The sequence below is a fragment of the Halarchaeum sp. P4 genome, from assembly GCF_051195175.1.
GTDB lineage: Archaea > Halobacteriota > Halobacteria > Halobacteriales > Halobacteriaceae > Halarchaeum.
Genome location: NZ_JBNTKC010000006.1, coordinates 71,526 through 85,207 on the forward strand (window position 1 = coordinate 71,526; position 13,682 = coordinate 85,207).

Here is a 13,682-nt window from a genome sequence, read left to right on the forward strand (position 1 = left end):
GTGCTCGCGCGCCGGCCGGTTAAACGTCCCCGGCGCGACGCGCCGACCGGGTCCGCGCGACAACCCGCTCCGACACGCCCCCAGGCAGAATTATTGGACAGTATGTCCAGTCAGTATTATTGTATGGGCATACTGTACTGGAGGCTTCCTCGGTGGCGAGCGTTGCTCATTCGGCCGGGGTTGTGTCCGGCGAGCGACCGACGTGTAGTCGGAGCGTACCCGTGACGAGCGCGAACGCCACTGCGACCCCCGCGAGGCCGGAGAGCGCCGCCCCGATGTCGGTGCGCGCGGCGGCGACGCCGACGGCGGCGGGCGCGAGCGAGAGGCCGGCGTAGTTCCCCGCCGTCGCGATGGCGTTCACCGGCCCGCTGTACGCCGGCGCGACGTCCACGCCGAACGCCGACACTGTCGGGAAGAGCCCGGAAATGAACAGGCCGGTGAGCAGGACGGCGCCGACGACCACCAGCGGGTCCGTCGCGGTGAACGCGACGTAGAGCGTCGGCACGCAGCACAGCGAGAGAACCACCACGAGCGCCAGCGGGTCTACGCGCTCGACGAGGACGCTGTAGACCGCACGGCCCGGGATATAGCTGACGAGGAAGCCCGAGAGCAGGAGGTTCGCCTGTGCCGGCGTGAGGAAGCCGTTCGCGTAGTAGGGGAGCCACGTGAAGATGCTCCCCTCGATACTGCCGCTACAGACGAGCGCGAGGACGACGCCGACGATTCGCCAGTCACTCAACAGCGCGCGAAAATCCGCCCACGAGAGCGAGCGCTCGCCCTCCTCGAGCGACGGTGGGTCGGCGCGCGCGAGCAGGAATGCCGCCGGGAGGAAGACGAGCGCGAGCGCGAAGAACACCCACCGCCACGTCCCCACCGCGAGCGCGGCGTTCACGAGCAGGGGCGCGGTGGCCGCGCCGAGCGCCCAGACGAGCGCGTAGACGTTGAACACACGGCCGCGCTGCTCCGGGTAGAAGTGCGCGAGAATCGGCCGATCCAGGCCGCGCACCACGCCGTCCGCGCTCCCCTGCACGACGAGGAATCCGAGGAAGAGGAGGTAGACGGGCGCGACGCCCATCGCGACGAACGTGACGGTCGCGACCGCGAGTGCGCCCAGGACGGTTCGCCGGACCTGGAGGCGGCCCGCGGACGTGCCGACGACGAGAATCGCGAGCAGGAAGCCGACGGTGCCGGCGGGCGCGACGAGGCCGAGGAGCGCCGGGGAGACGTCGAAGGCGGCCTGCAGGCTCGGGACGAGCGCGCCCCGGACCTGCAGCGCGAGCGCGTCGCCGATGGTGAACAGGAATATCGCGAGCGTCCAGCGGCGCCGTCCGTTCATTATTATCGTCCTCGTGCGCTCGGGACAGGTAAAATCCGCCGATGGCGGCCAGTCCTGACCGGTTTCCGCGGCGTCCGCGACGAGAGGTGCGCCAGTCTCGGTGCTGCTTGCCCCGTCAGCCCGCCCGAGAGGAGTGAACCGGCGCGCTCAGCGCCACAACGGATGCGCTCACGGGTCGTGGTGTGGGATAGACTTACGTGCCCTCGTTCTCTACGTCGAGGCGTGACGTCGTCGTCCTCACCCGTCGACACTACGCGTCGCGCGGACACCACCCCTCGCGGTCGGGCCGGGTCCACGACCCCGGCCGTCGCGCCGACACGCCATCGAGGCTATCGTCGCCGCGCGACTCCCGGGGTGATCGCCTGATGGCGACTGCGACCGTCGGCGACCTCCGGTGTGCGATCTGTGACACTGACTTCGACGACCTCGAGTGCTTCTTCGAGCACGACTGCGACGCCGACGACGGCCGAGCGCTCGCCGTCGCCGACGACTAGGCGAGTCCCTCGAGTACGTCGGTCGTCGCGTCCCGCCACGCCTCCACGAGCCGGTCGTCGAACGGCCGACTCTCCCAGTCCTCGATGCGTCCCTCCTCGTCGAGTCGCTCGACCGTCCGGCGTGCGCCCTCTTCCAGCGACACCGTGTACGCGAACCCGAGGTCACGTTTCGCCTTCGTGTTGTCGTAGACCGCCGAGAACTGGAAGTGATTTCGGAGCATCTCCGTCCGGTCGGGCGCCACCTCGAAGAGGACGTCCGTCGGAACGTGGACCAACTCCGGCTCGGGCGCGCCGATGCCGGCCGCGACCCGCCGGTGGTACTGGTTCCACGTGATGCACTCGTCGCCCGTGACGTTGTACGCCTCGCCGTAGGCGGCCTCGTTCCCCACGGCGCCGACGAACCCGCGCGCGACGTCGTCGCGGTGGCACGCCGACATCAAGCCGGCGCCGTCCCCGTGCACGACGATGGGTTTCCCCGCACGCAGACGGTCGACGTAGTAGGTGTCGTTGCCGAGGGTGTGGTTCAGCGAGACGCCCTCGCCGTAGGTGTCCCACGGCCGCAGAATCGTCGCCGCGAACGCGCCGTCACCGTGTGCGTCCATGAAGACGTCCTCCGCGCGCGTCTTGTTCAGGCCGTAGTCGCTGACGTGGTGGTCGGCGTCGTGGCGCTGTGCGTCCTCCGTGACGGGGTTGCGCTCGGGCGGGCGCGCATAGACGTCGACCGTCGAGCAGAAGACGTACTGCGAAATCTCGCTGCCGAAGGCCCTGACGGCCGCTTCGGCCTGCTCGGGCGTGAAGCAGACCATGTCGACGACGACGTCGGGTGCGACGTCCGCCGCGAGGTCGGCGAGGCGCGCGTCGTCGTTCCGGTCGCCCGTCTCGTGGGCCACCGACGGCGGCACTTCGGTGTCGCGCTCGCCGCGCGTGAACGCCGTGACGTCGTGCCCCGCCGCGACGAGCTGTCGGACGACGCCGGTGCTGATGAGGCCGGTGCCCCCGATGACGAGAACGTCGCTCATCGCTGCCCTCTCGACCCGAATTCCGAAATCAAAGTTGTCACTATCCGTCCCTCATGTTCTTCCACCGCTTGGGCTTTTCGCCCCCGGCGACATCCGTCCTCTGGTGTTCTGAAATGGGTAACGAGGCGTCTGGTGTCGATGGAGACACCAGACGTGTATAACGACGCCTCGACTTCTATCGCGGACGTACGATGCTGACTGAGAGGGGGACGGCCCAGTCCTCCATATCCCAATAGTGAACGGCGCATCGCCATGTCCGGTCGTCCACGCTCCTGCCCACGTCCCTCTACGTCGAGAAGCGGCGTCTGATAACTCTCAACGGCTGAATACGCCCTCCGGCGTCCTTGAACAATTACGGCTGTATCTACGTAAATCCGGATTTCCGGACGTCCGAAGAGTGTGCTGGACGACCCGAACCCGACGTCGACCGTGGACCGACGGCGGGCACCACCCGACAGACGCGTTCCGTGGAGCGAAACACCACTCGACACGGCTGGTCGAGTGTGTCGGCGACTCGTGGCGCCGACTCACGACACCACCGACACTTATTACGCACTCCGTCGATTGGTGGCGTATGACTCACTTCGGGTTCCAACTGTACAGCCTGCACGCAGTCGACGACCCGCTGCCGGCCGTCGTCGAGCGCGTCGGCGACACCGGCTTCGAGGGCGTCGAGTTCGCGGGACTCGACGACGCCTCCGTCGAGGAACTGACCGACGCGCTCGACGACGCCGAGCTCGCGGCCGCCGGTGCGCACGTCCCGCTCGACGACATCGAGGCCGACCCTGCGGGCGTCGCGGAGACGTATCGTGCGCTCGGCTGTACGGACCTCGCGGTCCCGTGGCTCGACCCGGAGCACTTCGAGTCCGTGGACGCCGTGGAGGCCGCCGGCGAACGCCTCGACGCGGCGGCGCGCGCGCTCGCCGAGCACGACGTCACGCTCCACTACCACAACCACGACCAGGAGATGGTCGAACTCGACGGCCGGCCGGCGCTCGCCCACCTCGCCGACGTCACTGACGTCGTTGGCCTCCAACTCGACCTCGGCTGGATCGGCGCCGGCGGCGGCGACCCGCTCGCGTTCCTCGACGCACACGCCGAGCGCGTCGACCACGTCCACTTGAAGGACTACGTCGAGGGCGAGGAAGGCACCGTCGAGGTCGGCGAGGGCGACATCGACATCGACGCCGTCGTCGACGCGTGCCGGGACCACGACCTCTCGTGGCTCATCTACGAGGCTGAAGAGCACCCGGACTCCTACGAGACGCTCGAACACGCAGCCGCCATCGTCGACGAGCACTGGTGACGCGCTGAGGGGAATCGACTCCTTCCGTATAGTCCCCTCGTGTGCCTACTCCGCGTCGGCGTCGGGACCGACGACGCCCTCCTCGACCATCGCGGCGAAGGCGTTGTCCTCGACGTCGAGCGGGAAGTCGACGCGGCCGCGCCGGCGGACGGACTCGTAGCCACCGAAGACGATTTCGGCGGTGTTGAGTCCGATGCGGCCGCTGAGACCGGACTCCTCGTCGGTACCGAGACACGCGATGGCGTCCGCGACGGCGCGCTCGATGGGGACGGAGTGGAAGCGTTCGTCTTCAGGTGTACTGTGGATGGTCTCACCTTCGACGTCGATGGCGTCGCGCTCGCCGCCGCGCTCGACGGCCAGCATCGGCCCGTCCTCGACGTCGATGAGGATGTCGCCCTCGGTACCCCGAACCCGGAAGGCGCTGTCGTGTAGGTCCGCGCCCGCGCCCGTGGTCAGCGTGCCGTGGACGCCGTTCTCGTAGCGCCATTGGGCGAGCATCTGGTTCTCCTGATGCATCCCGAAGCGGACGTCCTCCTCGCGGTAGTCGAGTTGTGCGATGATCCACTCGGCCGGCCGGTCGTCGTTGAACATCCCGGCGAGGTCGATGGTGTGCGCCCCGGTGTCGAAGAAGTCGCCCCACGTGATTTCGACCTGCCGGAGTTCACCGACTTCGCCGGCGTCGAGGAGGCGTTTCGCCTCGGTGAACGGCTTGAGGAAGCGCCGTTGACGGTTGAAGGTGAGTTGGACGTCGTTGCGCCAGCACTCCTGGACGGCGTTCTTCGCGCCGCCCCAGGTGTCCGCGATGGGTTTCTCGGCGTGAATGGCGTCGACGACGCCGCTGCGGGCGCAGCCGACGATGATGTCCTCGTGGATGGCGGGCGGGACGGTGACGCTCACGACGTCGGGGGCCGCGTCGGCGAGCATCTCCTCGTAGTCCTCGTAGGCCGCGCAGTCGAACTCGTCCGCGAACGCCTCGGCGTTCTCGGGGACGACGTCCGCGCACGCGACGACTTCGATGTCGTCGTGTCGGCGGTAGGCCTCGGCGTGGCGATAGCCCATCGCGAAGCTCTCGACGGTCTGCGTCTCCGGGTCGGGGCCGGTACCGATGACGGCCGCGGTGTATCGACTCATTCGTGTCCACAGGTGACCGAGCCCTTCATAGTCGTTCGCCCCGCCGCCGTTGCTTGCCGGCACCGTCGCGCACGTCGCTGCCCTTGCCGGCGATTCCTTTATGCCATCGCCGTCGAAACCACCCGAACGACCATGCCTGTCTCCATCGAGCGCGTCGCCGACACGCGGTGTCACACGGGTGAAGGCCCGCTCTGGCACCCCGAGGAGGAGTGTCTCTACTGGACGGACATCCCGAACGGCCGACTCTACCGCTACGACCCGGCGAGCGACGACCACGAGTGCGTCCTCGACGACGAGCGCGCGCTCGGCGGGTTCACGATTCAGGAGGACGGCTCGCTGCTCTGCTTCCGCGGCGAGGGCCGCGTCGGCCGCTTCGCCGACGGCACCCTCGAGGACGTGACGGTCATCGAGTCGGCGACGTACACCCGGTTCAACGACGTCATCGCCGGCCCTGAGGGCCGCGTCTACGCGGGGACGATGCCGACCGACGACGAACTCGGCCGGCTCTACTGTCTCGACACCGACGGCACGATACGCCAGGCCGACACCGAGGGCTACGACATCCCGAACGGGATGGGGTTCACGCTCGACCTCGAGCACCTCTACGTCACCGAGTCGGAGGCGAACGCGGTCTATCGCTTCGACTACGACCGCGCGACCGGCGAGCTCTCGAACCGGCGCGTCTTCCTCGACCTCGCGGGCGAGGCCGGCGTCCCGGACGGCATGACCGTCGACAGCGACGGCGACGTCTGGTCGGCGCGCTGGAACGGCGGGGTCGTCGCCCGCTACGGCGACGACGGTGAGGAGCGCGGCCGCATCGAGTTCCCCGCGAAGAAGGTGTCCTGCGTCACGTTCGCCGGCGAGGACTACGACACCGCCTACGTGACGACGGCGCTCGAAGGCGGCGACCGCGAGACGGAGGGCGACGGCGCGGGCGCGCTCTTCCGCTTCGACGCCCCGGACGGCGTCACGGGCCGCCCCGAGTTCCGCTCGGCGTTCCCCACCTGACCCTCAGAAGGAGGGCATGACGTCGGTCGCGACGACGTCGCAGAACGCCTCCTGGTCCGGGCTCGAACTCTGGTAGACGATTTGGTCGAAGCCGGCGTCGACGTACGTCTCGGTGACGTCCACAATGTCCTGCGGGTCGTCCGTGATGACGAAGGCGTCGCGCAGCGCCCGCTCGCCGACCTTGTCGCCGTGTGCTTGGAGGTAGCGCGGGTCCGCGATGTCCATATCGAAGACGACGGGGAGGAGCGTGCAGCGCCACGGCTTGCAGGCCTCGAGCGCCCGTGACTCGTTCTCGTCGTAGGCGACGTGGATGTGGACGGTCTTCTCGACGTCCGCGAGTGTCTCGTTGCGCGCTGACTTCGCGACGCCGCGCTCGACGGCGGGAAACAACTCGCCCTCGACTTTCTCCGGGTCCTCGTAGACGGTGACGTAGCCGTCCCCGAGGTCGCCGGCCATCCGCGCGGAGGTCGGGCCGCTCCCGGCGACGTGAATGGGCGGGGCCTCGTCGGGGCCGGTGTAGAGGTTCGCGCCGTCGAGCGTCCAGAACTCGCCGTCGAAGTCGACGAACTCCCCCTCGAAGAGCGCGCGAATCGCCCGGATGGCTTCGGCGGTGCGGCGCGCGCGCTCGCCGTAGTCCGGCCGGTCGTAGCCGAGCGGGCTCTCGTTGAGCGCCTCACCCGTCCCGAGGCCGAGGAAGACCCGGTCGGGGTAGAGTTCGGCGAGCGTCGCGAGCTGGTGGGCGATGTTTGCGGGGTGGTAGCGCTCGAGGACGGCGGTGACGCCGGTCCCGATTTCGACGTCGTCGGTGCGTTCGAGCGCGGCGGGCATCCACGACCAGCAGTTGCCGCCGTGGGCCTCGCTCCCGTCGGCGAGGTGGTCGAACCACGGGTGGAAGTGGTCGTTGACCCAGACGGTCTCGAAGCCTGCGTCCTCGGCGAGCGTGACCTGCTCGAGACACGCCGCGGGCGAGAACTCCTCGAGCGACGCGAAGTACCCAAAGCGTGGCATGCGAACCCCTACCGCTATCCGTACCAAAAGCCTTCCGCGTCCCCGAGACCCGGAGGGTGGGTCGAACCGATGGATTGACTGTCGCGGACGGAGACACCCGCGTATGGAGTACACGAAGCTCGGCTCGACCGGCGTGGACGTCTCGCGACTCTGTCTGGGGACGTGGCGCTTCGGGAAGGAGTCCGACGGCGTCGTCGAGACCGACCGGGAGCAGGCGCACGAACTGTTGGACGCGTTCGCCGACGCCGGCGGGAACTTCATCGACACCGCGAACGGCTACGGCGGCGGGAAGAGCGAGCAGTGGATCGGCGAGTGGCTTGAGGAGCGCGACCGCGAGGACTACGTCCTCGCCTCGAAGGTCTACTGGACGCAGGAGTCGCGCTTCCAGGAGAACCTCTCGCGGAAGACGATTCGCGCGGAAATCGAGGGCACGCTCGACCGGCTCGGCACCGACTACCTCGACGTCTACTACATCCACCGCTGGGACGACGAGACTCCCATCACCGAGACGCTCGAGACGCTGAACGCGCTCGTCGAGGAGGGCAAAGTCCACTACCTCGGTGCCTCGACGATGGCGGCGTGGAAGCTCACGAAGGCCCTCTGGAAGGCCGACGTCGAGGACCTCCAGCGCTTCGACGTCACCCAGCCGCTCTTTCATGCGGCCTACCAGCGCGACGTCTCCGACTACCTTGAGGTCTGCGCGGACCAGGACCTCGCGGTCTGCCCGTACTCGCCGCTCGCTGGCGGCTTCCTCACCGGGAAGTACGAGCGCGCCGGCGAGGGCACCTACGACGTCGAGGCCCCCGAGGGCTCGCGCGGCCAGCTCGACGACCTCTTCGCGGACTACTACGTCTCCGAGCGCGGCTGGCACGTCCTCGATGCCGTGAAGGACGTGGCCGAGGCGGAGGACGCGACGCCCGCGCAGGTGGCGCTCCGGTGGCTGATGGACCAGCCCTCCTTCACCTGCGTGCCCATCGTCGGCGCGCGCACCACCGACCAGCTCGCGGAGAACCTCGGCGCGGTCGACGTCTCGCTCTCCGACGAGCAGTTCCAGCGCATCCTCGAGGCCCGCTTCGACGAGAGCGGCACCTACTACGAAACCGAGGCCTGAGCGCCCCTCTCCCGCCCGCCGCCCCTCCTCTTTGACCCGAACGGTTAAGGACGCATTGAACAATAGTGATGGTGAGCTATTGCTCTCGCTCTCCGGGTGGGGCGTCCCACGCCGCGCCGTCGTCCCGTGGCCGATAGCCGAGCTCCGTCCGGGCGCCCTCGAGGCTGAACCACCGGTTCGCGTTGTCGCTCAGCCCCGTGTAGACGCCGTGCTCGACGGTGTCGTCGTCGAGACAGCAGGCGACCTGGTGGGCGAAGTCGCGACGGGAGTGCCACATCGCCGCGATGTGCGCGACCGTCCGCTCGTACGCCGCCGACCCCGCCTCGAAACGCCCTTCGTCGACGCCGGCCTCGGCCTCGGCGTAGGGGTGGTCCTCGTCGCGGGCGCGAACGTTCCCGATGCGGAGGGCGTAGAAGCGCATGGGGTAATCGTGGGCCTCGACGTAGTACCGTCCGAGGTCTTCGCCGAAGCTCTTCGAGACGCCGTAGAGCGAGTCCGGGCGCACCGGGTCCGTGTCGTCGAGCAGCACCTCGTGGGTGCGCTCGTAGAGTTCGGGCGCGAATTCCGCCTCGTACAGCCCCATCACATGGTTCGTGGAGGCGAAGACGACAGTCCCGACCCCGTGCTCGCACGCCGCCTCGAGAACGTTGTAGGTCCCGACGAGGTTCGAGTGCAGTATCTGCTCCCACGTGCCGTCCGGGTTCGGGTAGCCCGCCAAGTGGACGACGGCGTCACGGCCCTCGACCGCTGCCGAGACGACGCTCCGGTCCGCGACGTCGCCACGTATCGTCGTCTCGTCCGCCCAGCCGTCCGGCGGCGCGTCCCGGTCGAGCCACGCCCACTCGTAGCGCTCGTCGTCGCCGAGGTGCTCGCGGAGCGCGGTGCCACAGCGGCCGTACGCACCCGTAACGAGGACGTCCATGTCCGCCCCGTCAGCCCGAGACAGGATAAGTCTAGGTGTCGCGAAGTACGGCGTCGAAGCGCGCGAACGCGTCGCGCTGCATCTCGTCGCCGAAGCCGTGGTCGCCCGGGTACGTCCGCAGCGCGAGCGTGTCAGCGCCACCCGCCTTCGTGAACGCCGCCTCGAGTCGCTCGGCGGCCGTCTCGATGGCGTCGCGCGAGAAGAGTCGGTCGTCGACGCGTGCGAGCACGCTCGTCGCCGCCGGCGCGCGCATCGCGAGGACGTCCGGGTAGTCGAGGTGCCGGGCGAGCAGCGACGGGTAGACGAGCCACGTGTGCCGTGTCGCGCCGAAATCGACGAAGTCCCGCCACGTCGTGAGCATGCAGACGACGACGGCACACCGCACGCGCTCGTCGAGCGCGCCGAGGTAGGCCGTGCGGAGGCCGCCGCCGGAGTGCCCGGCGACGCCGACCCGTGAATCGTCCACGGCCGGGTGCGAACAGAGGACGTCGAGCGCCGCCTTGTCGTCCGCGAGCGCGACGCCGGGGAGCGTCGTGCCCGCGCAGAGACAGGCCTTCGCAGCCGTCGACTCGTAGCCGTTCGCCCAGTCGTTGTACGCCGAGACGTCGCGTTTCTCCGTGTCCGACGCCGGGTTCGGCACGCCCTCGGTGCCGACCGTCTCCGCGGGGTCGAAGCGCCGACTGCCGAACGTGAAGCCGTCCGGGACGAGAACGGCGTAGCCGCGCTTCGCGAGGCGGTTCGCCCACGCGTGGCCGTCGTAGCCCGTCTCGCGGTAGGCGGTGAGCATCTCCGTCTCGGTGCTCGGCGCGCGGACGATTTTCCCCTTCCCGTGGTACTTGTCGCCGCCGTGATCGTGGAACGCGAGGACGCCGGGGAGCGGCCCCGACTCGTCCGTCGGACGGAGGAGGAACGCCCCGGTGCGCGGGCCGTACGGTAACTGCCACGACTGGCGTTCGACCCGGATGCCGTCCACGTCGTGTGCCTCGTGGACGGTCACGTTCGGCGCGTCGCCGGTCTCCGGCGGGGCGAGGCAGGTGAGCGTCTGCTCGCGCGCTCGCCCGCGCCACGCGTCGACGTCCTCCCAGCGCTCGTGTCGAAATGAGAGCGGCCGCGGGTCGTCGAGGCGCTCACGTGCCCAGTCGCCGTAGCCGCCGAGTGCGCTCGTCATGTCCGCCACGTCGCGTGGCGGCCCGATAGCTCTTGTGTCGGCCCGACCGGCGTCTCGGCTACGCGGTGGTCGGTGCCGGCGTCGGCGTCAGCGTTCGCGGCCGCGGCCGTGGACTTCGACGGCGCGGGTGTGTCGGTCGAGCCACGCGCCGAACTCCTCCTTCGGGACGTCGAGCGCACGTTCGGTACTGGGGAGGTCGGGGTAGCCGCCGAGGTCGCCCTCGTTGTCGATGACGCCGCCGGAGCGACTGCGCGTTTCGTGGACGACCTGTGCATCCAGTTCGGTCCGGGCGACGGGGCGCGCGCCCGCGGCGTTCAGCACGCGGCCGAAGGGCTGGTGGGCGGCGTCCGGGCCGAGGCCGTCCGGCCAGAGCGGTGGCGCGTCGACGCGTGTGATTTTCGGGGTGTCCTGCAGAAGCTGCAGGTCGCCCTGCAGGACGTTGTCGTCGAGGTAGACGTGAATCGGGTCGGGGTCGTCCTCGTAGGTGAAGACGACGGGGTCGGTGTCGCTCCCGGTGAACGGCGTGTCGGGCCCGGGTCGATAGGTGTTCCCGACGATGCTTGCCTCCGTCGGCGGTTGCTCGGCGTCGTCACCGAGGCCGGTGGTGTTGTCGAAGTCGTAGACGACGTTGTTCGCGACGACGGTGCTCGTCCCGCCCTTCAGGCGCGGGTTCCGGTCGACGTTGTGCGCGTAGAGGTTTCCGAGAATCGCCATCTCGTCGGTGTCGTGGCCGATGAGCGTGCCGTTGGAGTGCTCGGGGTCGTCGTCCGGGTGGAAGCCAGGGGCGGCGAGGGCGTGCGCGACGAGGCTGTTCGAGAAGGTGAGCCGCGAGCAGGTGTCGCCCGCGGACATGTTCTCGTCGGTACCCCACGACGCCGTCACGTGGTCGAGGATGACGTTTTCGGACTCGTCTTGGACGGTGATGCTGTCGGCGGCCTCGCCCTCGCCGGAGTTGTCGCCGGTGACCTCGGTGCCGGTCCGAACCCGGACGTGTTGGACGACGACGTTCGTCGCGTCGACCTCGACGGTCCCGCGGACGACGGTGACGCCGGGGTCGGGCGCGGTCTGCCCGGCGACGAACACGTTGTCCGTCTCGGGGTCGAGGCCCTGCCCGTCGAGGTCGATGACGCCGCCGACTTCGAAAACGACGACGCGACCCGCGGCGTCGACGTCGCGCGTCATCGCATCGCGTAGCGACCCCGGCCCCTCGGCGTCGAGGTTGGTGACGCGCACGACGGCGAGCGGTCCCTCAGCCGTCCAGTCGGTGTCGGCGAACCCGTCCGTTGGCGCGATTTTCGAACTCGGCGAGGCCGTCGCGAGCGGGTCCGCGACGCTCACTTCGGTGGTCGTGTCGTCCGCGCTGGCGACGCCGCCGGCGGCCGCGAGCGCGAGGGTGCCGCCGGCCGCTTTGAGGACGTCGCGTCGGTGTACTGTTCGATGTCGTCTGTGTCGGTCGCTGTCTCTCGACATGCGACATCTACTCAGAAACGTACTGATAAATAATTATGTATTGGGGTGAATGTGAAAAGGTCCCAGGACGCGCCGTCACTCCGCGAGGACGGCCGCGTCGTTGACGTCGTAGGCGTCGAGGTAGTCGCGCTCGCGCTCCACGAGGTCGGCGAAGAGCGCGCGTGCGTCCGCCGGGTCGAGCGTGACCAGCGGGTCGTTGCGGAACGCCCGGAACGCGAGGCCCAAGTCGCCCGTCATCCCCGCCTCGATGAGCGTCTCCTGATTCGAGACGGCCCGCGAGACGTGCTCGCGGACGGGGTCCGGGAACGGCCCGGCGGTCACGGGCGAGACGTCGTCGCCGGTCACGAGCGCGTTCGTCTCGACGACCGCACCCCGTTCGAGGTCCGGTATCTGGCCCTCGTTCAGGTAGTTGAGGTGCGTCTTCAGCGGCTCGATCCCGACGAGCGCGCGCACGATGTCCACGAACTCCTCACCGGACTCGTAGAGTTCGAAGGTCTCCTCGCCGTCGAGGACGCGCTCGACCTCCGCGGCGGCGTCCGCCTCGCCGTCCGGGACGCGCGCGGAACTCGGCGTGAGGCGGATTCCCCAACGCTCGATGTCCGCGGCGTCCTCGACGTCGGCGAGGTACCAGGGGACGAACTCCGCGAGGTGTCTGTCGCCCGCCGCGCCGAGCAGGCCGAACGTCCGATAGAGGTCGAACGCGACCTGATAGTTGTTCGTCCAGTAGGACTCGCCCTCCAGCGCGCCGCGCTCGAAGCCCGGGAGCGGTTTCCGGGACTCAAGTTCGGCGTCGAGGTACTGGTAGAGGTCGTGGCCGCGCCAGCGCGCCTCGTCGACCCACGTGAAGTGATTGATGCCCTTGACGTTCACGTCGACGGCTTCGCGGGAGACGTCTTCGGCGGCGTCGACGTACCGCTCGGCGATGTCCGCGAACAGTTCCTGCGTCTTGAACACCTCGTGGCAGAGGCCGATGGCGTTGACGTCGGGATATTCCGCGTAGAGCGTCCGCGTGCAGACGGTCATCGGGTTCGTGTAGTTGAGTACCCACGCGTCCGGACAGTGCTCGCGGACCGTCGCCGCAATCTCCCGGTACTGCGGTATCGAGCGCAGCGAGCGCATCACGCCCCCGGGGCCGACGGTGTCGCCGACGGTCTGGTGGATGTCGTACTCCTTCGGGACGTCGAGGTCGTGGACGAACGTCTCCTCTGGCGGGTCCTGCGTCGAGCAGACGACGACGTCCGCGCCTGCGAGGGCGTCCGCCATCGCCTCGTGGACTTCGAACGTCCAGTCGCCGACGACGTCGCCGCGCGCCATCACGTGGTTGCCGAGGTCGGCGTTCAGCCTCGCAGCCTCGGGCCGGACGTCGTAGAGTGCCACCGTCCCGCCGAGGTCCGGACACTGTGCGAGGTCGTTGATGAGGGTGCGCGCCCACCCGCGGCTGCCGCCGCCGACGTAGCCGATACGCAGGTCGTCCGCCCGCTCCGTTCCGCTCTCCGTCGCGGACGTCGATAACTGGTGCACGCTCACAATACCCACACGCGAGCGCCAAAACTGTTGGTGTCCCGGGCACCGCGACCACCCGCGCGACAGTCGCGTTCTCACGGCGGGAATCGAATTCGGGTGTGCTGCCCGCCGCCCGGTTCGCCTGTCTCACCCGGTGAGCGCCTGTACGTCCCGGAATCCTGACGCGAACGCGGCGTGCCATGCTT

12 protein-coding genes are annotated in these 13,682 nt (G+C 69.0%); 4 read left to right on the top strand and 8 right to left on the bottom strand.

Annotation, left to right across the window (positions count from 1 at the left end):
• Positions 1-166: 166 nt before the first annotated feature.
• The gene (locus tag ACQUS8_RS15505; protein WP_435102760.1) at positions 167-1,336 is read right to left on the bottom strand and encodes an MFS transporter; all 1,170 of its coding nucleotides are present in this window, start codon (positions 1,334-1,336) and stop codon (positions 167-169) included.
• 365 nt (positions 1,337-1,701) lie between these two features.
• On the opposite strand from ACQUS8_RS15505, the gene ACQUS8_RS15510 reads away from it, so the two are divergent.
• A complete protein-coding gene (locus ACQUS8_RS15510) occupies positions 1,702-1,830 on the top strand; it encodes a hypothetical protein (protein WP_435102762.1) in 129 nt (42 codons plus the stop codon).
• Here ACQUS8_RS15510 and ACQUS8_RS15515 read toward each other — a convergent pair.
• A complete protein-coding gene (locus ACQUS8_RS15515) occupies positions 1,827-2,849 on the bottom strand; it encodes an NAD-dependent epimerase/dehydratase family protein (protein WP_435102764.1) in 1,023 nt (340 codons plus the stop codon). The genes ACQUS8_RS15510 and ACQUS8_RS15515 overlap by 4 nt on opposite strands.
• A 574-nt stretch (positions 2,850-3,423) precedes the next feature.
• Here ACQUS8_RS15515 and ACQUS8_RS15520 point away from each other — a divergent pair.
• Complete coding sequence (locus ACQUS8_RS15520) at positions 3,424-4,155, top strand: sugar phosphate isomerase/epimerase family protein (RefSeq protein WP_435102766.1); 732 nt, start codon at positions 3,424-3,426, stop codon at positions 4,153-4,155.
• A 45-nt stretch (positions 4,156-4,200) separates the two neighbouring features.
• Here ACQUS8_RS15520 and ACQUS8_RS15525 read toward each other — a convergent pair whose 3' ends face one another.
• Complete coding sequence (locus ACQUS8_RS15525; RefSeq protein WP_435102768.1) at positions 4,201-5,286, bottom strand: Gfo/Idh/MocA family protein; 1,086 nt, start codon at positions 5,284-5,286, stop codon at positions 4,201-4,203.
• A gap of 132 nt (positions 5,287-5,418) precedes the next feature.
• On the opposite strand from ACQUS8_RS15525, the gene ACQUS8_RS15530 reads away from it, so the two are divergent.
• Positions 5,419-6,294: an SMP-30/gluconolactonase/LRE family protein gene (locus ACQUS8_RS15530; protein ID WP_435102770.1), complete on the top strand. Its 876-nt coding sequence runs from the start codon at positions 5,419-5,421 to the stop codon at positions 6,292-6,294.
• 3 nt (positions 6,295-6,297) lie between these two features.
• On the opposite strand, the gene ACQUS8_RS15535 is transcribed toward ACQUS8_RS15530, so the two are convergent.
• The gene (locus tag ACQUS8_RS15535; RefSeq protein WP_435102772.1) at positions 6,298-7,302 is read right to left on the bottom strand and encodes a TIGR03557 family F420-dependent LLM class oxidoreductase; all 1,005 of its coding nucleotides are present in this window, start codon (positions 7,300-7,302) and stop codon (positions 6,298-6,300) included.
• 103 nt (positions 7,303-7,405) lie between these two features.
• Here ACQUS8_RS15535 and ACQUS8_RS15540 point away from each other — a divergent pair, with 103 nt between their 5' ends.
• On the top strand, positions 7,406-8,413 hold the full coding sequence (locus tag ACQUS8_RS15540) for an aldo/keto reductase (protein WP_435102774.1): 1,008 nt from the start codon (positions 7,406-7,408) through the stop codon (positions 8,411-8,413).
• A gap of 76 nt (positions 8,414-8,489) precedes the next feature.
• Here the strand turns inward: ACQUS8_RS15540 and ACQUS8_RS15545 are convergent, their stop codons facing one another.
• From ACQUS8_RS15545 to ACQUS8_RS15560, 4 genes are all read right to left on the bottom strand, one after another.
• Positions 8,490-9,335, bottom strand: coding sequence for an NAD-dependent epimerase/dehydratase family protein (locus tag ACQUS8_RS15545; RefSeq protein ID WP_435102776.1), 846 nt, complete (start codon positions 9,333-9,335; stop codon positions 8,490-8,492).
• A gap of 31 nt (positions 9,336-9,366) precedes the next feature.
• Positions 9,367-10,503, bottom strand: coding sequence for a dienelactone hydrolase family protein (locus ACQUS8_RS15550; RefSeq protein WP_435102778.1), 1,137 nt, complete (start codon positions 10,501-10,503; stop codon positions 9,367-9,369).
• An 87-nt stretch (positions 10,504-10,590) separates the two neighbouring features.
• On the bottom strand, positions 10,591-11,973 hold the full coding sequence (locus tag ACQUS8_RS15555) for a pectate lyase (RefSeq protein WP_435102780.1): 1,383 nt from the start codon (positions 11,971-11,973) through the stop codon (positions 10,591-10,593).
• A 75-nt stretch (positions 11,974-12,048) separates the two neighbouring features.
• The gene (locus ACQUS8_RS15560; protein WP_435102782.1) at positions 12,049-13,494 is read right to left on the bottom strand and encodes a glycoside hydrolase family 4; all 1,446 of its coding nucleotides are present in this window, start codon (positions 13,492-13,494) and stop codon (positions 12,049-12,051) included.
• Positions 13,495-13,682: the final 188 nt, after the last annotated feature.